We start from the raw sequence: 22080 nt of genomic DNA on the forward strand, positions 1-22080 counted from the left end.
GCTTTTTAAAATTCCATCCTGCCGTGTTGAATAAAAACACCGGCGTTTAAATCCCCTTTAAGCTGCATCGGGTTAAATGTCCGAGTCCGGCGCCTTGCCATCCAGGCGGCGCCAGGGCAGGGCGCGCGCCCTGATTTACTCTTGCTATAGCGCTATGGGCATTGTAGAATCAGGAGATAATGGCTTGGGCGTCAGAATCCTGCTTTAGTTCCAGCGCCAAGTTGTTGAATCTAAAGGGGAAGTGGACATCTGTCCCGTCCATTCCGCCGAAGAAATCAAGGCGAACGCATGTTCGCCTTTTTTTATAGTGATCCACTCATCCCGAATTGGCTGACCATGTTTGAATTTATTCGTACCCATCGACGCTTGATGCAGTTTCTCCTGATGCTGGTCATCGTCCCGTCTTTTGCACTGGTCGGTATCAGCGGCTACCAAAGCTTCGGCGATGGCGCGAACACCATCGCCAAGGTCGGCGACCAGGTCGTTACGCAGCAGCAATATGAAGAAGCGCAACGCCAGCAGATCGACCGCTACCGCCAGATGATGGGCGAGCAGTTCGACCAAAAAATGTTTGACACGCCGGAAGCGCGCCAGAGCATCCTCGACAACCTGATCGCCGAGCGCGCCGTGGCCGCCGAAGTGGGCCGTAGCCACCTCGTCATCAGCGATGCCGTGCTGCAAAAGGAAGTGCTGGAAATCCCAGGCTTGACCTTGCCGGACGGTAAATTCGACCTGGAACGCTACAAGGCCATGCTGGCAGCCCAAGGCATGACGCCGCAGATGTACGATGCGCGCCGCCGCAGCGACCTGGCCCTGCAGCAACTGGCCGGCGCCGTGCAAGGCACCGCCTTCGCGCCGAACACCGTGTCCAAGCGCCTGTCCGACATCACCTCGGAAGAGCGTGAAGTGCAGGAACTGCTGTTGCCGATCGCCCAGTACGTGTCGGAAGTCAAAGTGACGGACGCCATGATCAAGGCATTCTATGACAAGAACAGCAAGTTCTTCGAAATCCCGGAACAAGCCAAGATCGAATACGTCGTGCTGGACGACAGCGCCGCCGGCGAGCAAGTCGACGTCAGCGACGCCGACGTGACCGGCTACTACGCGAAGAACCAGAAAGCCTACACGACGGAAGAAGCGCGTCAGGCCAGCCACATCCTCGTAGCCGTCAAGAAAGACGCCTCGGCAGCCGACAAGGCAGCCGCCAAGGCCAAAGCCGAAGCGATCCTGGCTGACGTGCGCAAGGCGCCTGCCAGCTTTGCCGCCGTGGCGAAAGCCAAGTCGGAAGACCCGGCCTCCGCGGAACAGGGCGGCGACCTGGGCGTGATCGGCAAGGATGGCTTGCCGGCACCGCTGCTGAGCGCTGTTTCGAAACTCAAGCAAGGCGAAATCAGCGATGTCGTCGCTTCCGATTTCGGTTTCCACATCCTGACCGTCACCTCGCTCAAACCACAGCACGTGCGTGCGCTCGATGAAGTGCGCGGCGAAATCACGGCCGACCTGCGCAAGCAATTTGCTGCCAAGAAATACTCGGAAATGGCGGAAACGTTCACCAACACGGTCTATGAGCAATCGGACAGCCTGAAGCCGGTGGCCGACAAGCTGAAACTGAAAGTGGAATCCGTTGCCAACCTGTCGCGCACGCCGTCGCCGGCACTGGGCAAGGCGCCGTTCAACAACGCCAAGTTCCTGGCCGCCATCTTCTCGAACGATTCGCTGAAAGACAAGCGCAACACGGAAGCCGTGACCGTCGCACCTAACGTGCTGATCGCTGGCCGCGTGGTGGAATTCAAGCCGGCAACGAAGCGTCCGCTGGCCGAAGTCGAAGCGATGATCCGTCAGCGCGTGACCCTGGAAGAAGCGGAAAAGCTGGCCAAGAAGGCGGGCGAGACCAAGCTGGCCGCCTTGAAGGCGTCGGGCGATGCGACGGGCTTCGGCGCGGCGCAATGGGTATCGCGCAGCAAGCTGGACGGCATCAACCGTGCCGCCATCGCGCAAGTCATGAAGGCCGACACGAGCAAGCTGCCAGCCTATGTGGGCGTGGACTTGCCAGCCCTGGGCTACGGCATCTACCGCATCGGCAAGGTGCAGCAGCCGGCGCAAGTGGACGCGGCGCGCCGCCAGCAAGAGAAAGACCAGATCGGCGGCATCCTGGCGCAACAGGAAATGTTCGATTACGTCGAGTACCTGAAAGCCAAGGCCAAGGTGAAGATCGTCAAACCGCTCACCGCCCCAGCCGCCGCAGCGCCGGAAGCACCGTAAGATTTAGTTTCCACGCATAAAAATAGCCGCTTTCGAGCGGCTATTTTTTTGTCTGCGGAATGTGCGTGCCAATGAACTGAGCATGACCATCAGCGTAGAGCTGGGGTCAGACCCGCCGGGTCTGACCCCGGATTTTTGCCTCGGGCTAGAGGTAACGTCAACAACTGGCTTACTTGGCTTTCAGCAACGGCGCCAGTTGCGGCCAGATATTTTTCAGAATCGTCGGATGCGCCTTGGCATTCGGATGCATGCGGTCGGCCTGGAACAGCTGCGGCTGGTCGGCGATGCCTTCGAACATGAAGGGGACCAAAGGCGCCTTCCATTCCTTTGCCAGCTTGCCGTACACGCCATAGAATTGCTCGCCGTAGGCGCGGCCATAGTTGGGCGGCATGCGCATGCCCACCAGCACCACCTGCGCGCCCGATTTCCTGGCCGCCTCGCCCATGGCGCGCAGATTCGCTTCGGCGGCCGCCACGGGCAAGCCGCGCAAGCCGTCGTTGGCGCCCAGTTCGATCAGCACGACGTCGGGCTGGTGCTTGGCCAGCAGGGCGGGCAGGCGCGCGCGGCCGCCGCTGGTGGTCTCGCCGCTGATGCTGGCGTTGACGATGCGCGTGTCGTTCTTTTGCGCTTGCAGCCGCTGTTCCAGCAGCGCCACCCAGCCCGTGCCCCGCGCCAGCCCGTACTCGGCCGACAGGCTATCGCCGAGCACCAGCAGCGTTTTTGGTGCAGAATAGGCGTTCGTCATGCCTGACACCAGGAGCAGGGCTGCCGCAGGAAGCAAGGACAGGGTGCGCCGCCGCAGGCGGTTGCCGCCCTCGACACTTATTTGTTCACGAAATTTTTTAAGATAGATCAGCATGCCCGAATTCCCTAAAGCGACTTCCACCAGTTTTCTCCCGTCAGAAGCAGCGGCCCAGCGGCCCACCGCTCCCGACAGCCAAAAGGCCAGGCCGGCCATCGAAGTGGTCCAGCTGGCCAAGCGCGTACCCGATGCCGATGGTGAGCTGACCATCCTGCATCAAGTCGATTTTACCGTGCAAACGGCGGAGACGCTGGCCATCGTCGGCGCCTCCGGTTCCGGCAAGTCCACCTTGCTCGGTTTATTGGCAGGCCTGGACACCCCCAGCGAGGGCAAGGTCATGCTCGACGGCACCGATATCTTCGCCCTCGACGAAGACGGCCGCGCCGGTTTCCGCAAGGAAAAGCTCGGTTTCGTGTTCCAGTCCTTCCAGCTGCTGGCCCACCTGACGGCGCTGGAAAACGTCATGCTGCCGCTGGAATTGCGCGGCGACCCGGACGCGAAAGAAAAGGCGCAAGCCATGCTGGGAAGGGTGAACCTGGGCAGCCGCCTGAAACACTATCCGAAATACCTGTCCGGCGGCGAGCAGCAGCGCGTGGCGCTGGCCCGCGCCTTCGTCACGGAGCCGCCGCTGCTGTTCGCCGACGAGCCGACGGGCAGCCTGGACGCTGCCACGGGCGAAGCCGTGATCCAGCTGATGTTCGAGTTGAACCGCGAGCGGGGCTCGACCCTCGTGCTCGTCACGCATGACAGTTCGATTGCGGCGCGCTGCGGCCGCACGATTACGATTGCGGCGGGCAGGCTGGTGTGATTGGTGCTGCTGATTGTCGGATTACGCGCTGACGCGCTAATCCGACCTACTTGCTGTCAGGCGTCGTGACATTCCTTGTAATACGTCGTTATTACACCGACAAGGCATTGATCAACTTGCGTATCGCCGGGATCAATTCCCCCGCCGTCAATCCGATGGGGCCGCTGCCTGCCGCCACCAAGGCATCGGCCGCCGCGCCGTGCAGCCACACGGCGCCCAGCGCCGCTTCCCATTCCGGCCAGCCTTGCGCCAGCAGGCTGCCGCACAGGCCCGCCAAGACGTCGCCCGTGCCGGCCGTCGCCAGCGCGGGGCCGCCCGTGTTGTTGACGACGACCTGGCCGTCGGGCGCGGCGATCACCGTGCCCGACCCTTTCAAGACGACGATGACGCCCAGCTGCGTGGCCAGCTGGCGCGCCGCGCCCAGGCGGTCGGCTTGCACCTCGGCTACCGTCATGTCGAGCAGGCGCGCCGCTTCCAGCGGATGCGGGGTCAATATCGTCGCCCCCGCGCCCGTGCGCACGGCCAGCGCCGATTGCAGTTCCGGCTCGGCCGCCATCAGGTTCAGCGCATCGGCGTCCAGCAGCAGGGGGCTGTCGCTGTCGAACGCCCGCAGCAGCAGCTCCACCGTGCCGGCCTTGTCGCCGAGGCCGGGACCGGCCACCAGCGCCGCGAAGTGCAGGCCCGAGAAATCCACGTCCCGGGCGTGCCGGCACATGAGTTCCGGCTGGCCGCTGTCGAACGCCGGTGGCGCGTCGGGAAAGGCGAGATACACCCGTCCCGCGCCCGCATGCAGGGCCGTGCGGGCCGCCAGGATGGGCGCGCCGGCCATGCCTTGCGCACCGCCGATGATGGCCACGCTGCCGTAGCTGCCCTTGTGCGTGTTTTGCCGGCGCGGCTGCAGCTGGCGGGCGAACAGGTGCAGGCCGCCCAGCTGCGCCTTCGCCGGCAGCAGCAGGGCGGGATCGATGGCCAGCGCGGCCACTTCCACTTCGCCCGCATGGTCGCGGCCATTTGCCGTGTGCAGGCCAGGCTTGTCGCCGATGAAGGTGAGCGTATGCGTGGCGCGGATGGCGACGCCGTCGATGGCGCCCGTGTCCGCGTGCAGGCCGCTGGGCACGTCGAGCGCCAGCACGGGGCAATCGAGCTGGTTCACCAGATGGACCACGTCGCGGCATTCGCCGTCCAGGGGACGCGACGTGCCGATGCCGAACAGGCCATCGATGACGAGGTGCCACGGCGCGGCGCCCACGGCGGCCGACGCCGTGCTGGTTGCCGCATCCATGCAGCGCGCGGCGCTGTTGCGCGCGCGGCTCAGCGCCTGTTCGCGCTCGGGCGACGTGGCTTGCGCCGCGGGCGCCAGCCAGACGAGCACCTCGGTGCCGCTGCCGGCCAGGTGCGCGGCCGCTTCCAGCGCGTCGCCGCCGTTGTCGCCGGGGCCGGCCAGCACCAGTACGCGCCGGTGGCCCGCATCGCCGCCTTCTTCCTGGGCGTGCAGCAGCTTCAGGGCGGCACTGGCGGCCGCCTGGCCCGCGCGCTGCATCAGCAGCCCTTGCGGCAAGTCGCGCATGGCCGCCTGTTCGATGGCGCGCAGTTCGGCGATGGAGTACAGCGGTGTTGCAGAGTCGATCAGGGGCATGGAGCGTGTTCCGTTAGTCAGCATGTCTTCAACATAAGGCCGATGCGGGCGAAAGGCAAGGCGCGCACGCCTGAAATGCGCGCCTGTTTGACGGCTACAATAGCCATCTCACATAAGCGCGGGGGCAAGGCGATGGACTGGCAATTCTGGATCGACCGTGGCGGCACCTTTACGGACATCGTGGCGCGCCGTCCCGATGGCAGCCTGGCCACCTGCAAGCTGCTGTCGGAAAATCCGGGCCAGTACCGCGACGCGGCGCTGGCCGGCATGCGCCGGCTGATGGGCCTTGCGCCCGGTGCGCCGCTGCCCGTGGAGCAGGTGGGCGCCATCAAGATGGGCACGACGGTCGCCACCAATGCGCTGCTCGAACGCAAGGGCGAGCCCACCGTGCTGGCCATCACGCGGGGTTTTCGCGACGCCTTGCGCATCGCCTACCAGAATCGCCCGCAATTGTTCGCGCGCAAGATCATCCTGCCCGAACTGCTGTATGGTGACGTGATCGAGATCGACGAAAGGGTGGGCGCCCACGGCGACGTCGTGACGCCGCTCGACGAAGCGGCCGCGCAGGCCGCGCTGGCGCAAGCCCATGCGCGCGGCGTGCGCGCCATCGCCATCGTGCTGATGCACGGCTACCGCCATCATGCGCACGAGGCGCGGGTGGCGCAGCTGGCGCGCGAAGCCGGTTTCACGCAGGTGTCCGTGTCGCATGAGGTCAGCCCCATGATGAAACTGGTGGCGCGCGGCGACACCACCGTGGTCGACGCCTACCTGTCGCCGATCCTGCGCCGCTATGTCGACCAGCTGGCGATGGAGCTGCCCGGCGTGCACCTGCAGTTCATGCAGTCGAACGGCGGCTTGACGGATGCGCGCGCCTTCCAGGGCAAGGACAGCATCTTGTCCGGTCCCGCCGGCGGCATCGTCGGCATGGTGCGCGCCAGCGCGCTGGCCGGTTTCGACAAGGTCATCGGCTTCGACATGGGCGGCACTTCGACGGACGTGTCGCATTACGCGGGCGAGTTCGAACGCGTGTTCGAGACGCAGATCGCCGGCGTGCGCATGCGCGCGCCCATGATGAGCATCCACACCGTGGCCGCGGGCGGCGGCTCCCTGCTGCACTTCGACGGCGCCCGCTACAAGGTGGGACCGGACAGCGCGGGCGCCAATCCGGGCCCCGCCAGTTACCGGCGCGGCGGCCCGCTGGCCGTCACCGACTGCAACGTCATGCTGGGCAAGCTGCAGCCCGCGTTCTTCCCCCGCGTCTTCGGCCCCGACGCCGATGAAGCGCTGGACGCGGCCACGGTGCGCGCCCAGTTCGAAGCGCTGGCGCGCACGGTCAATGCCACGCCGGAGGAGGTGGCCGAAGGCTATGTCGCCATCGCCGTGGGCAATATGGCCAACGCTATCAAGCAGATTTCCGTGCAGCGGGGCCACGACGTCACGGAATATACGCTCACCAGCTTTGGCGGCGCGGGCGGCCAGCATGCCTGCCTGGTGGCCGACGCGCTGGGCATGCGCACGGTGTTCATCCACAGTCTGGCGGGCGTGATGTCGGCCTACGGCATGGGCCTGGCCGACCAGAGCGCCATGCGCGAGCGGGCCATCGAAGCGACACTGGGGGCCGACCTGGCGCGCGATTTCGCCGCACTGGGAGAGCAGGCGCGGGGCGACTTGCTGCGCCAGGGCGTGGCAGGCGAGCGCATCGCGCTCGTGCATCGCGTGCACCTGCGCTACGAAGGCACGGATTCGGCCCTCGTCGTGCTGTTCGATACGGTGGCCAGCATGCAGGCGCAGTTCGAAGCGGCGTACAAAAAACGCTTTTCCTTCCTGATGCCGGCGCGCGCCTTGATCGTGGAAGCTATTTCCGTGGAAGCCCTCGGCGCATCCGATGCGCCGCAAGTGGCCACGCCGGCGTATGGGGCCCGCGCTGGCGCGCTGGCGCCCGTGCAAACGGTGCAGATCTACTGCGCCGGTGCGTGGCGCGACAGCGGCCTGTACGCGGCGGACAGCCTGCGCCCGGGTGATGCCATCGACGGCCCGGCCATCGTCAGCGACGCCAACGCCACCACCGTCATTGAGCCAGGCTGGCGCGCGCAAGTGACGGCGCACGGCCATTTGATCTTGCGCAGGGTCGCCGCCTTGCCGGAGCGGCGCGCCATCGGGACTGATGCCGACCCCGTGATGCTGGAAATTTTCAACAACCTGTTCATGTCGATCGCCGAGCAGATGGGCCTGCGCCTGCAAAATACGGCCCATTCCGTCAACATCAAGGAGCGGCTCGATTTCAGCTGCGCCATCTTCGACGCGCAAGGCCACCTGATCGCCAATGCGCCGCATATGCCCGTGCACCTGGGTTCCATGGGCGAGAGCATCCGCACCGTCATGACACGCAATGCGGGCGCCATGCGGCCGGGCGACGTTTTCATGCTGAACGACCCGTATCACGGCGGCACGCATCTGCCCGACGTGACGGTGATTTCGCCCGTCTTCGATGCAGAGGGGGATTCCATCCTGTTCTACGTCGGCTCGCGCGGCCACCATGCGGACATCGGCGGCACGACGCCCGGTTCCATGCCGCCGGACTCCACGCGCATCGAGGAAGAGGGCGTGTTGATCGACAATTTCAAGCTGGTCGACGGCGCCACGGGCGTGATGCGCGAGGACGAAACCCTGGCTTTGCTGGCGGGCGCCAGCTGGCCGGCCCGCAGTCCCCGGCAAAACCTGGCCGACCTGCGCGCCCAGGTGGCGGCCAACCAGAAGGGGGCCGAAGAACTGCATAACATGGTCGCGCATTTCGGCTTGGCTGTCGTGCAAGCCTACATGGGCCACGTGCAGGACAATGCCGAGGAAGCCGTGCGCCGGGTCATCACGACCCTGAAGGATGGCAGCTACGCGCTGGACCTGGACAACGGCGCGCGCATCCAGGTGGCGATCAAGGTCGACGTGGCGCGGCGCAGCGCCGTCATCGATTTCACGGGCACCTCAAGCCAGTTGCCGAACAACTTCAATGCACCGTCCGCCGTCTGCATGGCGGCCGTGCTGTACGTGTTCCGCACCCTCGTCGACGACGAGATTCCCCTGAATGCCGGCTGTCTGAAGCCTTTGACCGTGATCATCCCGCCCGGCTCCATGCTCAACCCGCGGTATCCGGCTTCCGTCGTTTCGGGCAACGTGGAAACCTCGACCTGCATCACCAACGCCCTGTATGGCGCGCTGGGCGCCATGGCCGCCTCGCAGGGGACGATGAACAATTTCACGTTCGGCAGCGAGAAATACCAGTATTACGAGACGATATCGGGCGGCTCGGGCGCCGGCCCCGGCTTCGACGGCACGGACGTGGTGCAGACGAACATGACCAATTCGCGCCTGACGGACCCGGAAATCCTCGAGTGGCGCTTCCCCGTGCGCCTGGACAGCTACAGCATCCGCGCCGGATCGGGTGGGGCGGGGCGCTGGCACGGCGGCAATGGCGGCGTGCGGCGGGTGCGCTTCCTGGACGCGATGACGGCGGCGATCCTGTCGAACAACCGGATTATTCCGCCGTTCGGCATGGCCGGCGGCGAGGCGGGCGCGCTGGGGCGCAATTACGTGGAGCGGGCCGATGGCACGGTGGAGCACCTGGCGCATATCGGCAAGACGGACATGCGGGCGGGCGACGTGTTCGTCATCGAAACGCCGGGCGGCGGCGGCTACGGCAAGACGGAATAGGCCAGGTCGGCACTGGCACTGGCGGCCCCGGCGCCGCTCAGCTGCGCGCGCACCTGACCCACGTCGCGCATGGGCGCGCGGCCGAACTGGCGGCTGTATTCGCGGCTGAACTGCGATTCGCTGGCGTAGCCGACGCGGTAGCCGGCCGTGCCCGCGTCGATCTGCTCGACCAGCATCAATCGCCGCGCTTCCTGCAGGCGCAGCAGCTTCTGGTACTGCATCGGCGTCATGGCGGTAATCGCCTTGAAGTGGTGGTGCAGCGACGACATGCTCATGTTCGCCATGCCGGCCAGGTGCTCGATGCGCAGCGGCTGCGCGTAATGGTGCTTGATCCAGTCGATGGCTTGCCCCACCTGGTGCGACTGGCTGCTGGCCAGCGCCATGTGGCGCAGGCGGGCACCTACAGGGCCATTGAGCAGGCGGTAGGTCAGCTCGCGGCGGATCAGGGGCGCCAGCGCGGCGATCTCCCCCGGCTTGTCGAGCAGGCGCACGAGGCGCAGCATGGCGTCGAGCAGCTCGGGCGACACGTCGCTGACGGAAATGCCGCGCGCGGCGGGCAGGATTTTCTGCTGCGCGGCGCTGTCGCCGCCGCTTTCGCTATCGAGCAGCGCGGCCACGTCGGCGATGTCGATGCCCAGCACCACGCACAGGTGCGGCTTGTCCACGCTCGCTTCCACCACGCGCACCTGCACCGGCAAGTCGACGGACGTCAGCAGATACTGCATGCGGCTGTAATGGAAGGTTTCCGTGCCCAGGGTGACGTCCTTCGCTCCTTGCGCGATGATGGCCACGCTGGGGCGCGCCGCATGGAACAGCGATTCCGTGACGGACGACTGGCGGTGGAAGGTGAGGTTGCCGATGGCCGTCGCGTAGTCGCCCGTGCGCGGCGCGTGGCGGCTGATCAGGGCGGCGATTTCATCTTGGGGCAGGAGTAAGGTAGGCATGGGTGGCAGTATGCGTCAGGCGAGGGAGGGCAGGGGCTGATCTTACGCAGATTTGGAGGATCGTGCAAAGGTCTTGCAGGATCGCGGTAACGGCGGGGCAGCTTCTCGGGCACACTTGTGCAATCGCATGCATGGCACGCGTCCCCCCTCGTTACACACATATAGATACAGGAGTTTTCATGACCACCATCGCCAAAGGCTACGCCGCACTGGGCCCGACTTCCGCACTGCAACCGTTCACGTTCGAGCGCCGCGCCCCGCGCGAAGACGACGTGGCCATCTCGATCAAATACTGCGGCGTGTGCCATTCCGACATCCACCAGGCGCGCGACGAATGGGGCGGCGCCGCCTTCCCGATGGTGCCCGGCCATGAAATCGCCGGCGTCGTCACGGCCGTCGGCGCCAACGTCAGCAAGTTCAAGGTGGGCGACCACGTAGGCGTGGGCTGCTTCGTTGACTCCTGCACCACTTGCAAGACCCGCAACGTGGACCTGGAACAGTACATGCCCGGCCTGATTCAGACCTACAACGGCGTCGAAGCGGACGGCAAGACGGCCACGCAGGGCGGCTATTCGGACAGCATCGTCGTCAAGGAAGGCTATGTGCTGTCGATTCCGGACAACCTGCCGCTGGACGCGGCCGCGCCGCTGCTGTGCGCCGGCATCACCCTGTACTCGCCGCTGAACCATTGGAAGGCCGGCCCCGGCAAGCAGGTCGCCATCCTGGGCATGGGTGGCCTGGGCCACATGGGCGTCAAGATCGCGCACGCCATGGGCGCCGAAGTGACGGTGCTGAGCCAGACCCTGTCGAAGCGCGAAGACGGCCTGCGCCTGGGCGCCGATCATTACTACGCCACCAACGACGCGGAAACGTTCAGCAAACTGGCCGGCACCTTCGACCTGATCATCTGCACCGTGGGCGCTTCGATCGACTGGAACCAGTACATCAACCTGCTGAAGGTCGATGGCAGCATGGTCATCGTCGGCATCCCGGACGGCGCCGTGCCGCCGATCAGCGCCTTCGGCCTGGTGGGCGCGCGCCGCAGCCTGTCCGGCTCCATGATCGGCTCGATCAAGGAAACCCAGGAAATGCTGGATTTCTGCGGCAAGCACAATATCGTCTCCGACATCGAGATTATCCGCATCCAGGATATCAATGAGGCGTTCGAGCGCGTCGTGAAGAGCGATGTGCGATACCGCTTCGTCATCGACATGGCCTCTTTGTAACACCCGAGAAAACGCCCAGGGCGTTGTTGCTCCGCCTCGCCGTACTATTCGTACTGTCTTCGGCGGGGCGCCTAGCCCTGGGCGTTTTTCGGGCGTTCCGGCGGAGCACGCTCCAGGTCAACACCGGCATGCTGCCGCAGCATCACCATCCCATCCCCGCCAAAAATCAAGCTCCTGCATCAATTTTTCTTTCCTTGCGTCAAAAATCGGCATAAAATGAAACCGTACAGTACAGTTTCACTACGTAGATTTAAAAAATCAGCCATCCCCGGCGTGTTGGCCTGGGCAGGGGAGGCGTCATGGATAAAAAATGGACACTTCAACAAAGAATGGAGCGGCGGCGATCCCGGCGGTCTCCAGGGGCAAGCGCATTGCCCTGGCGGTTTTTGGCGTTTTTCTCGGATGTTCCGGCCTGGCCCTGGCGGCGGGCGGCATCGAACTGATTAGCCTCGGCGGTTCCTGGTATTACCTGCTGGCCGGTCTCGGTTTAATATTGGCGGGCGTGCTGTATGGGCGCCGCAAGCCGCTGGCCAGTGGCGTTGTCGCCGCGCTGGTGCTGGCGACCTTGCTGTGGGCCGTGTGGGAAATCGGCTTCGCCTTCTGGCCCATGGTGCCGCGCCTGGCGCCGTTCCTCGTCATCGGCCTGGCGGCCGCCTTGCTGCATCCGTGGCTGGCAGGCCGAGGCCACAGCGGCCAGTCGCGCGGCTTCGCGGCCCTGTTTGCCGTCGTGCTGGTGGCCGGCTTTGCCTCCATGTTCCAGCCGCACGGCGTGCTGGAAGCCACCGCGCAGCCGCAGCACGATACTGTGACGCCCGTCAATGACGGCAGCGCCAACTGGGCGCATTATGGCCATGGGCCGAAAGGCACGCGCTTCGCGCCGTACACGCAGATCGACCAGCAGAATGTCGGCCAGCTGCAAGTGGCGTGGAGTTACCGCACGGGCGAGCTGGCCGAGGGCGCGTCCGAATCGCAGAATACGCCGCTGCAGATCGGCGACACCATCTATACGTGCACGCCGACCAGCAAGGTCATCGCGCTGGACGCGGACACGGGCAAGGAGCGCTGGACCTTCGATCCGAAACCGGTCAACACCAAAACGTGGAACCGCTGCCGCGGCGTCGGCTATTACGAGCCGGCCAAAGTGACAAAGCCGTTCCGTGTCGAGGGCATGCAGGCTTCCGGCGCGCCGGCGGCGGGCGCGTGCGCCAAGCGCATCGTGCAAGTGACCATGGATGCGCGCCTGATCGAGATCGACGCGCAGACGGGCAAGCAGTGCGAGGGCTTCGGCGACAAGGGTTCCGTCGATCTCACCGTCGGCCTGGGCAAGGTGAAGATGAACGTGCCGTACTACGCCTACACATCGGCGCCCACGGTGGCGCGCAACCTGATCATCCTCGGCGGCTGGGTCTTCGACGGCCGCTCCACCGATGAACCGTCGGGCGTCGTGCGCGCGTACAGCGCCGACACGGGGGAACTGGTGTGGGCCTGGGACCTGGGCAATCCGGCCATCACCAAGCTGCCGCCGGAAGGGCAGACCTACACGCGCAGCACGCCGAACATGTGGTCGACTCCGGCCTTCGACGATGAATTGGGCCTCGTCTACCTGCCGACGGGGAACGAGCAGCCGGACTTCTGGGGCGGCAAGCGCCCGCCGCTGACGGAAAAATACGCGTCGGCCATCGTTGCCCTCGACATGGCCACGGGCCGCGAACGGTGGACGTATCAAACCGTCCACCACGATATCTGGGATTACGACGTGGCGGCGCAGCCGGCCCTGTACGACGTCCCGGACGGCAAGGGCGGCAAGATTCCCTCACTGGTGCAGCTGACCAAGCGTGGCCAGATCTTCATGCTGGACCGCCGCACGGGCAAGCCGATTGCCGAAGTCATCGAAAAAGCCGTGCCGCAGGAGCATGCGGCCGGCGACTGGGTGGCAAAGACGCAGCCATATTCCACCGGCATGCCGGCCCTGGGCGCCGAGACGCTGACGGAGCGCGACATGTGGGGTGCCACCTTCTTCGACCAGCTGGCGTGCCGCATCAGCTTCCGCAAGCTCAATTACCAAGGAGAGTTCACGGCGCCAAGCACGCGAGAGACCTTGATCTATCCAGGCTACTACGGCGGCTTCAACTGGGGCGGCGCGGCCGTCGATGAAAGCAATGGCTATATGTTCGTCAACGATATCCGCATGCCGCAAGTGGTCAAGCTGGTGCCGCGCGAAACGGTGGACGTGGCCAAGCTGACGTCGGGCCACGGCGTGGGCAGCACCTATCCGATGGATGGCACGCCCTTCGTCATCGACCACAAGGCCTTCAATTCACCGCTTGGCATACCTTGCCAAAGTCCGCCGTGGGGCGTGTTTGCCGCCATCGATTTGAAGACGCGCACGAAAGTGTGGGAGCGTCCGGCCGGCACGGTGCAGGACGCCGTCATCAACGGCGTGCGCGCGCGGCTGCCCATCCCGCTGGGCATGCCCACCCTGGGCGGCGGCGTGAGCACGGCGTCGGGCCTCGTGTTTTATGCGGGCACGCAGGATTATTATCTGCGCGCCATGGATATCGCCACGGGACGTGAAGTGTGGAAGGCGCGCATGCCCGTGGGGTCGCAAGGCACGCCGATGACGTATGTGTCGCCCAGGTCGGGGCGCCAGTACGTCGTGGTGGTGGCGGGCGGCGCCCGCCAGAGCCCGGACCGGGGAGATTACGTGATAGCATACGCGCTTCCCAAGACACAGTAAGAGTTTGCTTCATGCCCCAGTTGCGCACCGTTCCAGCTTCCCCGAGTACCCGAAGCGAGGAGCGGCGGCGCAAGCTGCTGGTGGCGGCGGCGGACCTCTTCCTCGCCTCCGGCTACGACGGCGTCAGCATGGACGCCATCGTGGCCGAGGCGGGCGGCTCGAAGGCCACGGCCTACCGCTACTTCGGCAGCAAGCAGGAGCTGCTGGTGGCGGTGGTCGAATACCTGTGCGCTGATTTCATCATCGACCTGCGCCGCCTCGATACCTCGCAAGCGGGCCTGGAACAGGGCTTGCAGCTGATCCTCGATGAACTGGTGGCCGTCGTCACCAGCCCCCGCCACGTGGATTTCTACCGCCTCGTCGTCACGGGCGCAGCCGCCGTGCCGGCCGTGGGCCTGACCTGGTACGAACACGGTCCGCAAGTGTGGCATGCGCTGATCTTGCGCCTGCTGGAACAGCAGCGCGCCCAGGGCCGCATCGCGCCCGATACATCGTTTTCCAACCTGCCGCAAATCCTGTTCGACGCCGTCTTTTCGCACCTGACCACGCGCACCGTCATGCTGGGGCAGGGCGGCAATGCGGCTACGTTCCGGCCCTTGATCGCGGAGCTGATCGAGCTGGTGGTGGCAAGGGTGGCGCGCAAGGCGGAGTCGGCCCGATAGGGCCGTAATCCGAGAATAGTCTGTTGGCCGGTGGCCTCAGGGATTCGTGCGCCGGAGCTTTTCCAGTTCTTCAGTCGCGTGGCGATTGCCTGGGTCCAGGGCCAATACCTTCGCATAGCCGGCGCGGGCGCCTTCGCGGTCTCCCGACGCAAGCAGGGCTTCAGCCAGGCTGTCGTGGACGTTATGGCTAAGGGGATGGGCTTCCGCATTCCAGCGAAAGACCTGGATGGCCGCTTCCGGCTGGCCCTTGCGCAACAGGCTATAGCCAAAAGCGTTGAGCGCGGATTCGCTCACATCGTACGTTGCGGACTCGCGTACACCCAGGCGGAGGTAGGCGGCACGCATTGCGTCCAGGCCTTCACGAAACAAGATGGGGCTGAGGGCAGCCTGCAGGCTGCGTCGCGGCAAGGCCACCGGTTTGCCGTGCACAAGGTCGGCAATGTCCCTGGCCATCGCAACCACCGTCGCCCCTTGCCAGGCATTGTCAAGAATGACGATCGCCACACGATCGGATAAGGAGCGCACAAATATGCTCTGGTAGCCAGGGATGCTTCCGGTATGCAGGACAACGGGAAGTGGCGCATCCGTGCTTACGGCCCAGTCCGCGACCTCCCAGCCGTAACCATAGCCCTTGCCCCTGTTGGTGTACATTTCGCGCTGGGAGGTCTGCTTGAGCAGGCGGCCGCCGGCCAGCGCAGAGTCAAAGCGCACCAGGTCGAGCGCCGTCGCATACAGGCCAGCGGCGGAATAGGATACGGATGGATCGATATAGGGGGGCATGACGCGCGTGCCATCGTCGGCCTGCACGGTTCCCTGTGCAAGTTTCGCGATAATTGTGCGGCCATCGAATACGCCGCTGTCTTGCATGCCCGCCGGCGCAAAGACATATTGTTTCATATTCTCGGCATAGCTTTTTCCGGTGGCCGCTTCAACTATCATTCCGAGCAAGTAATAGCCGTTGTTGTTGTAGCGCCAGGTTCCGGGTTCGCTTGCCAGTGCGCCAGGAATCCATTCGCTTGCGAATTCTTTGGGTGTGTAATGACGGCGCGCGTCCTTGCTCCAGAATGGATCGGTGTAGCGGGATGGCAGATCTGCCAGGCCGGACGTATGCGCCAGCAGTTGTCGCACCGTTATTTTCCCCGCGGCAGTACCTGCATACGCCGCCGGGAGGTAGGTGCCGACGGTTTCATCGAGGTCGATACGGCCAAGCTCCGCGAGCCGCATGACCAAGGTCGCGGTGAGTGGCTTGCTGAGCGAACCGATACGAAACACGCTATCGTCGGTGACGGCTACCTTCCAGGCCGGCTGCGCGATGCCAAACGCGGCCTGGTAGATGGGCTGGCCATCGCGCGCGACCAGCACGACGCCGCTAAAGTCGCGCTGTTCAGCGTAAGCGCGCACGAGTTCGTCAAGCGTGCTTGCCTGGACATTGACAGCGGCGCTCAAGGCGAATACGACCGCAGCTATCAGACCTATCGTTTTTTGCATTGTTTCCCCTTGTTTGGCAGCGTGCTACCCGCCGCTCATGATAAAGACTTAACAATACGCTGTGATTTTTCAGCGCCAGACAGGCATGCGACGGGCCGCGCGAATACAGGGACAGAATGCACACTGGCCGGATATATGGAGTGGGTCCATTGCGCAATTGCGTCGGGCAGCTTCTGGCCGCTATTTTTGGCGTGATGCCGCCAGGGGGCGGATGATATAGTGGCGGGAATGTATACACTGAAAGAAACTGCCATGAAAAACGACGCAACCGCGCGCCCGCAAGCCAGCCAGACGCCTGTCAGGCTCAGCAAAGGGGACTTCGTCACCGCATTGCGCAAACTGCTGCAAGAAGAGGGAAAGGCCGGCAAGACCAGCGTGGACGTGCGCGCTGCAACCCTGCACACCGACGTCGGCATCTATCCGGCGCGCGGCCACTCGATGCCGACCTGTTGCACGGTGATGTATGAAGAGATGCTGCCCGGTGACGAGATACTGCTGACGCCATCCGGCGGCAAGGGACCTACGCTGCTGATACGGTACAAATTGCCCCGCTGACAATCGCGGTCCTGGAAACAGTCTATAACCTGGCGTAAATGCAGGCGATGACCTGTGGCGCGCAGTAGCTGGCGCGCTGCTGATGCCAGCCCGGTCGGGCAGGGCATCCTAAGCCATCCGTCAGGGCGGGGATGCCCCGTTGGCCCCAGACGCCATCCATCCGTTTTTCACCTCATCTCGTCTCTCATCTTCCTGGGTTCCACGCGGCAGCCTCCGGCGGCGGCTCGCCGTAAAGGTTTTCAAATATGTAAAATATTTATATAAGCTCTTATGTAAATGGTGCTACCATGGTTCCATGAAACCTGGACTCGGCACACAATTACGACATCTCATCGAACTGCTGGACGGCGCGGTCGAGCAAGCCTATGTGGAAGCGGGGCTGGATTACCGGCCGCGCTATACACCGGTGATGCGGGTGCTGGCCGAGCAGGCTAGCGCGACCGTCGGCGAGCTGGCGGCCCTGGCCGGCCTCACGCAGCCTGCCGCGACGCAGACGGTGGCCCTGATGGTGAAAAAGGGCCTGTTGACGGTGGCCGCCGGCGGCGCAGACGGCAGGCAGCGCGTGGTGCGCCTCAGCGCCGCTGGCGAAACGCTGCTGCCGCGCCTGCGCGTGTGCTGGCAGGCGACCAAATCGGCGGCCGACAGCCTCGATGCGGAACTGGCGTTTCCCTTGTCCGCCTGCCTCGGACAGGCGATCACCGTACTCGAGACACGCTCCTTCGGCGCGCGCATCCGCGACGCCAACTTGCAGCGCCTGCGCGACGGCGGGCCGCAGCTCGATACCGCTCCGGCGCAGGCACGGCCACACCTGGACGATCAACCCGAATGATGCAGGCTTGCCTGCCCAGGCGCCGCTTCGATGACGCGCCGGGGGGCATCACGCGTATTTTTTTCATGCAACGATCAATCGCTTCGCAGTCCAACTTGGAGGAATGTATGTCAGGTAGCAAGAAATTTGTCGCAGCTGTCGTAGTGGGTACGCTGGTGTCGTTTCAAGTTTTTGCGGCGGCGGACACCGCGTTGAACGCGTCCGGCCGCGCTGCGATCGTGCAGACATTGGTCACGAAAATGAACGCGAATTACATCGAACCGGCCGTGGCCGAACGGGTCGGCACTGCGATCGCCAGGAAAAATGCCGAAGGAGGCTATGCGAGCGCCGCCAACACCCAGGCGTTCAGTACGGCGCTGGCGAAGGACTTGCGGGAATTGAGCGGCGACTTGCATTTCGGCACCGCGGTGTACGAAGGCCTTCGCGAGCGCAGCGCCACCCCCGAGCTGCCTAGCCGCGCCAAGACGGACGAGTGGCGCGACCAGACCGCGCGGCGCGGCTATGACATCGAGAAGATCGAACGCCTTCCCGGCAACGTCGGCTATATCGAGCTGCGAGGCTTCGGCGGCCCGGAATACGTCAGCGCGGCGTACACGGCGGCGATGTCGCTCATGGCGGGGACGGATGCGCTGATCCTCGACCTGCGCCGCAACGGCGGCGGTAGCCCGGCCAGCGTGGCTTACCTGATGAGTCATTTCTTCCCGCTCGGCGACGAGCGTCACCTGATCGACATGTACGATCGCCCGACCGGTCTGACGCGGCAGTTCTGGACCGTGAAGACGGTCGCACAGCGTTACGACAAGCCCGTGTACGTGCTGACCTCGGCCCGCACGTTTTCCGCCGGGGAGGATTTCTCCTATGGCATCCAGGCGCAAAAGCGCGGCACGGTGGTCGGAGAAACCACCGGCGGCGGCTCCAATCCCGTGAGCTGGTACAACCTGGGGCAGGACATCATCGTCTCGATCCCGACCGCGCGCACGACCAATGTCGTCACCAAAACCAACTGGGAGCTCGTCGGCGTGAAACCGGACATCGCCGTGCCCGCGGCGCAGGCGCTGCAGGCGGCGCATGTCGCCATCCTGCGCAACCTGGTGTCATCGGCCAAGGAGGGCAGCGAGCGCAAGGAACTGCAGCGCGTGCTTGCGATGGCGGAAAAAGGCGAATCCGAGAAGCCGGTCTACACGCTCAGGGGAGAGCCTTGATACAAGCCGCCGGATATGCCCGCGAAGAAGCGCGCGGCTCGCTAATCCGACTTGCGCGTTTTTGACGCCAACGCACGTCACGACGCCTCTGAAAACCGTAGCGAGCAAGCCCACTCTCGGGTTGAGTAGCGCAGCCGTACTTTAGTACGGCGAGCAACGCCGACCCGAGAGTGGGCTGCGCAGCAGGTTTGCAGTGCGTCCCTCAACTCAGGTCGCAATACCATATTTGTGCTGCGTGGCCGCATACTGCTGCTTGAGCGACTCCAGCTTCGGATGCTTGGGGTCGATCTTGCGGATCACCTGCATCTGGTGCTGCGCCTGTTCGGCCAGCGGGGCTTCCCAGCCCAGCATATTGAGCTGGCGCAAGATGGCGTCGACGGAGGCGAACAGCACGGGCAGGTTGCCCGGCGTCTTGCGCAGGGCCTGGCGCAGCACGAAGACGGCGCCCTTGAGCTCTCCGCTTTCCGACTTGCTGGCCGCATCCTGCATCAGTTCCTGCACCTGGTTCGTGATCTGCTGGCCCATGCCTTGCGCCAGATCATGCCGGCCCGCCTTTTCAAACACGTCCACGGCCGCTTCCATCGTCACTTCGCTGTCCGCTTCGTTGACGAGCTTCATCATGACGTCGGACGCCGCCTGTTCCAGGTTGTTCTTCAGGCAGCTTTGCACCAGGCCCACCTTCAGCTGCGTCGACAGGCCCCGCGCCGTGTCCAGCGCGGCGGCGGCCAGCTGCAGTTCGCTGGCGGCGGCGATGTCGTTGCCCGACAATTCATGCAGCATGGCGGCCGAGATGGCGCGGCACGCTTCCACGTTGGCGCCGCCGCGCAGCGAGCGTTCCATGTCGCGCAGCACGCCGCTCGCCTGCGGCGCGTCGCCTTTCTTTACCAGCGTCTTTACCAGGTTGACGTGGTCTTCCGGATCGCGGAATTCGGAGTACTTCGCTTTCGTCACCACCTGCTTATACGCCCGTTCGGCCGCGCCGATGTCTCCCGTGTCATACGCGATGCCGCCCAGGTGGCGCAGGCGGCGCACCATGTGCGGCGAGATGGCCACCGCGTCTTCGAGGATTTTCTTCGCCTGCAGCTGCTGGCCCATGGCTTCGTGGTTTTTCGCCAGCAAGTCGTAGGCGGCCATGAAGCGGGGATAGATTTCCACCAGTTCCAGCAGCGCATCCTGCGCCTCTTCGTGGCGCTGCTGCTCGAACAGGGTGCGCGCCAGTCCCAGGTGGGCCCAGGCCATGGGGCGCGTGGCCAGCATGTCGGCGTACAGCTGCTCCGCTTCCTTCCATTCGCTCAGGGTGAGGTGCAGCTCGGCGCGCAGGCGGGTGAAATCGGCCGCCAGGCGCGGATGCTGCAGCTCGGCCGCGCGGCAGCTTTTCACGGCTTCGCGCAAGTCGCCCTTGTCGATCAGCTGGTAGGTGGGCAGGAACATGGCGCGCCGCTCGATGGCGCGCGCGATGCGTCCGCTCAGCACGTCGACGGTGAACGGTTTTAATATGTAGTCGGACGGGGTCAGTTCGGCCGCGCTGATCACCTTGCTGTGGATGGCTTCGGAAGTCAGCATGATGAAGATCGTCCACAGGCCGATCAGCTTGTGGTGGCGCAAGTCTTCCAGCAATTGCTGGCCATCCTGGCCATCCGTGCCACTACCAAGATCGTATTCGCACAGGATGATGTCGAACGGTTTCTTCGTCAGCAAGCGGATGGCCGTGCCGGAATTGACGGCATATTCCACCTTGGTGATGGCCGCCTGGTTCAGCATATTGTGCAGATTGCCCCGCATGCTGGGGTTCGGGTCGACGATCAGGACAGATAAGTCGCTAGTTTCTGGCATTGTTCAGCTCTCGTTCATCTGTGTATGGCTCTGCGGCTCGATGGTACGACGGTCTAATAATATTACTATTTGTCAGCATACTGCAAAGCCAGTGCAAATCGCTAACAAAATGCAGGCGAGTGCCCGCGGCGCGACACGGCAGGCGCGCGCGCTTGCGGGCAGGGCAGGCGCGGGGTATCCTAAAAGCAACCTTTTGCGTTCGCTCATGCCTGACACCACGCCTGGAAAGCCGCCATGTACTTGACCGACACTCGCAGGCAAACCCTGCACCACCTGCTTTTCGGCGGAGGACGGGCGCATGCCGAGAAGTATTTTCCCGAATTGCGCCGCATGGCCGTCGTCAGCGAGTCCTTTGGCCTGGCCAGTATCTTATTCGTGTGGGCTTTTATTCCGCATGTAAATACGCTCGACAGGGGGGCGCTGCTGTATGCGCTGGCCGGCATCGTGCTGGCGATCGGCATCAATGTGGCCGCGCGCGCCATCTGGGTGCTGAAACTGGGGGGTGCCGTGGGCATGTGCGCCATTGCCTTTTGCTTCCGCCTGCTGGCGGAGGCGGCGGGGCAGGCGGAATTCTGGATGCAGCCCGTGGGCGTGTTCATGGTGCTGCTGGCGGCGCCCATCTTCAATGGCTGTGTCGTGTATCTCATCGTTGCCGCGGCAGTCTGGCTGATACTGGGCTACGGGCATTTCCCGATCGATGCCGCCATGGCGCATGCAGCCTGGGCGAACTTGCTGATCGTCTACAGCATGCTGTTCGGCCTGGTCCTCAGCATCAGCTTCAATCTGTTGCGCTTGCGCGACTTCCGCGCCAGGGAGGCGCTGACCCGCCTGGCCTACCAGGATGGCTTGACGGGCTTGAACAACCGCCGCCGCTTTACGGAATTGACGCAGCAATTGCAGCAGCGGCCGCAACCGATGTACTTCCTGATGATCGATATCGACAATTTCAAGAAAATCAACGATACCCTGGGCCATGACGCGGGTGACGTGGTGCTGGTCAAGACGGCGGGCATCATCGCCGATGCCTGCGGCGGCCACCTGTGCGGACGCCTGGGCGGCGAGGAGTTCGGCATCGTCTACGCGGGCGACCGGCGCGCCGTCTGCCAGTTCGCCGCCAGCCTCGTCGATGCCGTCTACCTGGCCTTCAATCCGGGGCAGGCCGTGTCGATCAGCGTGGGCATTGCCGAGCTGGCCTGCGACACGGAGCTGGCGCACAGCTACCGGCTGGCCGATGCCTCGCTGTACCAGGCCAAGCACCAGGGCAAGAACCGCTATGTCATTGCCTGACGGCATGCACATGAGTCTTGCGGAGGCGCCAGGGAGCGGGTATTCTGTTTGTATTAATATATCAGCCGCAAGCAGGCGCGATGTGGCGCAGACGCAGAGTTTCA

At 64.3% G+C, this 22080-nt stretch carries 15 protein-coding genes; 10 read left to right on the plus strand and 5 right to left on the minus strand.

What is annotated here, in order from left to right:
- The first annotated feature begins 336 nt into the window (after positions 1–336).
- Entirely contained in the window at positions 337–2262 is a 1926-nt protein-coding gene (locus tag O3301_RS01935) for a SurA N-terminal domain-containing protein (protein ID WP_305055347.1), read from the plus strand.
- Positions 2263–2431: 169 nt separating this feature from the next.
- On the opposite strand, the gene O3301_RS01940 is transcribed toward O3301_RS01935, so the two are convergent.
- Entirely contained in the window at positions 2432–3121 is a 690-nt protein-coding gene (locus tag O3301_RS01940; protein WP_285817016.1) for an arylesterase, read from the minus strand.
- A gap of 103 nt (positions 3122–3224) precedes the next feature.
- On the opposite strand from O3301_RS01940, the gene O3301_RS01945 reads away from it, so the two are divergent.
- Positions 3225–3872, plus strand: coding sequence for an ABC transporter ATP-binding protein (locus O3301_RS01945; RefSeq protein WP_289898417.1), 648 nt, complete (start codon positions 3225–3227; stop codon positions 3870–3872).
- A gap of 91 nt (positions 3873–3963) precedes the next feature.
- Here the strand turns inward: O3301_RS01945 and O3301_RS01950 are convergent, their stop codons facing one another.
- Positions 3964–5508, minus strand: coding sequence for an NAD(P)H-hydrate dehydratase (locus O3301_RS01950; RefSeq protein ID WP_305055348.1), 1545 nt, complete (start codon positions 5506–5508; stop codon positions 3964–3966).
- 132 nt (positions 5509–5640) lie between these two features.
- On the opposite strand from O3301_RS01950, the gene O3301_RS01955 reads away from it, so the two are divergent.
- Complete coding sequence (locus O3301_RS01955) at positions 5641–9213, plus strand: hydantoinase B/oxoprolinase family protein (RefSeq protein WP_305055349.1); 3573 nt, start codon at positions 5641–5643, stop codon at positions 9211–9213.
- Here O3301_RS01955 and O3301_RS01960 read toward each other — a convergent pair.
- Entirely contained in the window at positions 9195–10157 is a 963-nt protein-coding gene (locus O3301_RS01960) for an AraC family transcriptional regulator (protein ID WP_305055350.1), read from the minus strand. The two genes, O3301_RS01955 and O3301_RS01960, sit on opposite strands and share 19 nt — an antisense overlap.
- Before the next feature lie 179 nt (positions 10158–10336).
- Here O3301_RS01960 and O3301_RS01965 point away from each other — a divergent pair, with 179 nt between their 5' ends.
- The 3 genes from O3301_RS01965 (at position 10337) to O3301_RS01975 (ending at position 14782) form a co-directional block, all read left to right on the plus strand.
- The gene (locus O3301_RS01965; protein WP_289905130.1) at positions 10337–11383 is read left to right on the plus strand and encodes an NAD(P)-dependent alcohol dehydrogenase; all 1047 of its coding nucleotides are present in this window, start codon (positions 10337–10339) and stop codon (positions 11381–11383) included.
- A gap of 310 nt (positions 11384–11693) precedes the next feature.
- Positions 11694–14120 (plus strand): membrane-bound PQQ-dependent dehydrogenase, glucose/quinate/shikimate family, encoded by a 2427-nt coding sequence (locus O3301_RS01970; RefSeq protein WP_305055351.1) that lies wholly within the window; start codon positions 11694–11696, stop codon positions 14118–14120.
- A gap of 11 nt (positions 14121–14131) precedes the next feature.
- Complete coding sequence (locus O3301_RS01975; RefSeq protein ID WP_251348905.1) at positions 14132–14782, plus strand: TetR/AcrR family transcriptional regulator; 651 nt, start codon at positions 14132–14134, stop codon at positions 14780–14782.
- Between the two features lie 36 nt (positions 14783–14818).
- Here O3301_RS01975 and O3301_RS01980 read toward each other — a convergent pair whose 3' ends face one another.
- Positions 14819–16270 (minus strand): serine hydrolase, encoded by a 1452-nt coding sequence (locus O3301_RS01980; protein ID WP_305055352.1) that lies wholly within the window; start codon positions 16268–16270, stop codon positions 14819–14821.
- Positions 16271–16522: 252 nt separating this feature from the next.
- On the opposite strand from O3301_RS01980, the gene O3301_RS01985 reads away from it, so the two are divergent.
- The 3 genes from O3301_RS01985 (at position 16523) to O3301_RS01995 (ending at position 18856) form a co-directional block, all read left to right on the plus strand.
- Positions 16523–16825 carry an HNH endonuclease gene (locus tag O3301_RS01985; protein ID WP_289898069.1) on the plus strand — a complete coding sequence of 101 codons (303 nt, stop codon included), beginning with the start codon at positions 16523–16525 and terminating at the stop codon, positions 16823–16825.
- A gap of 295 nt (positions 16826–17120) precedes the next feature.
- Positions 17121–17654 carry a MarR family winged helix-turn-helix transcriptional regulator gene (locus tag O3301_RS01990; RefSeq protein ID WP_305055353.1) on the plus strand — a complete coding sequence of 178 codons (534 nt, stop codon included), beginning with the start codon at positions 17121–17123 and terminating at the stop codon, positions 17652–17654.
- Positions 17655–17761: 107 nt separating this feature from the next.
- Positions 17762–18856 carry a S41 family peptidase gene (locus O3301_RS01995; RefSeq protein ID WP_305055354.1) on the plus strand — a complete coding sequence of 365 codons (1095 nt, stop codon included), beginning with the start codon at positions 17762–17764 and terminating at the stop codon, positions 18854–18856.
- A gap of 207 nt (positions 18857–19063) precedes the next feature.
- Here the strand turns inward: O3301_RS01995 and O3301_RS02000 are convergent, their stop codons facing one another.
- Positions 19064–20689 carry a tetratricopeptide repeat-containing response regulator gene (locus O3301_RS02000; RefSeq protein WP_305055355.1) on the minus strand — a complete coding sequence of 542 codons (1626 nt, stop codon included), beginning with the start codon at positions 20687–20689 and terminating at the stop codon, positions 19064–19066.
- Between the two features lie 234 nt (positions 20690–20923).
- Between O3301_RS02000 and O3301_RS02005 the strand changes: the two genes are divergently transcribed.
- Positions 20924–21976 (plus strand): diguanylate cyclase, encoded by a 1053-nt coding sequence (locus O3301_RS02005; protein WP_305055356.1) that lies wholly within the window; start codon positions 20924–20926, stop codon positions 21974–21976.
- The last annotated feature ends 104 nt before the right edge of the window (positions 21977–22080 follow it).

The organism is Janthinobacterium sp. SUN211, from assembly GCF_030587315.1.
Classification (GTDB): Bacteria; Pseudomonadota; Gammaproteobacteria; order Burkholderiales; family Burkholderiaceae_D; genus Janthinobacterium; species Janthinobacterium kumbetense.

What these genes read in the sequence shown, in the direction of transcription:
- O3301_RS01935 (WP_305055347.1), top strand. Translation starts at nt 337, where the DNA reads ATGTTTGAATTTATTCGTACCCATCGACGCTTGATGCAGTTTCTCCTG.
- O3301_RS01940 (WP_285817016.1), bottom strand. Translation starts at nt 3,121, where the DNA reads ATGCTGATCTATCTTAAAAAATTTCGTGAACAAATAAGTGTCGAGGGC.
- O3301_RS01950 (WP_305055348.1), bottom strand. Translation starts at nt 5,508, where the DNA reads ATGCCCCTGATCGACTCTGCAACACCGCTGTACTCCATCGCCGAACTG.
- O3301_RS01955 (WP_305055349.1), top strand. Translation starts at nt 5,641, where the DNA reads ATGGACTGGCAATTCTGGATCGACCGTGGCGGCACCTTTACGGACATC.
- O3301_RS01960 (WP_305055350.1), bottom strand. Translation starts at nt 10,157, where the DNA reads ATGCCTACCTTACTCCTGCCCCAAGATGAAATCGCCGCCCTGATCAGC.
- O3301_RS01965 (WP_289905130.1), top strand. Translation starts at nt 10,337, where the DNA reads ATGACCACCATCGCCAAAGGCTACGCCGCACTGGGCCCGACTTCCGCA.
- O3301_RS01970 (WP_305055351.1), top strand. Translation starts at nt 11,694, where the DNA reads ATGGACACTTCAACAAAGAATGGAGCGGCGGCGATCCCGGCGGTCTCC.
- O3301_RS01975 (WP_251348905.1), top strand. Translation starts at nt 14,132, where the DNA reads ATGCCCCAGTTGCGCACCGTTCCAGCTTCCCCGAGTACCCGAAGCGAG.
- O3301_RS01980 (WP_305055352.1), bottom strand. Translation starts at nt 16,270, where the DNA reads ATGCAAAAAACGATAGGTCTGATAGCTGCGGTCGTATTCGCCTTGAGC.
- O3301_RS01985 (WP_289898069.1), top strand. Translation starts at nt 16,523, where the DNA reads ATGAAAAACGACGCAACCGCGCGCCCGCAAGCCAGCCAGACGCCTGTC.
- O3301_RS01990 (WP_305055353.1), top strand. Translation starts at nt 17,121, where the DNA reads ATGAAACCTGGACTCGGCACACAATTACGACATCTCATCGAACTGCTG.
- O3301_RS01995 (WP_305055354.1), top strand. Translation starts at nt 17,762, where the DNA reads ATGTCAGGTAGCAAGAAATTTGTCGCAGCTGTCGTAGTGGGTACGCTG.
- O3301_RS02000 (WP_305055355.1), bottom strand. Translation starts at nt 20,689, where the DNA reads ATGCCAGAAACTAGCGACTTATCTGTCCTGATCGTCGACCCGAACCCC.
- O3301_RS02005 (WP_305055356.1), top strand. Translation starts at nt 20,924, where the DNA reads ATGTACTTGACCGACACTCGCAGGCAAACCCTGCACCACCTGCTTTTC.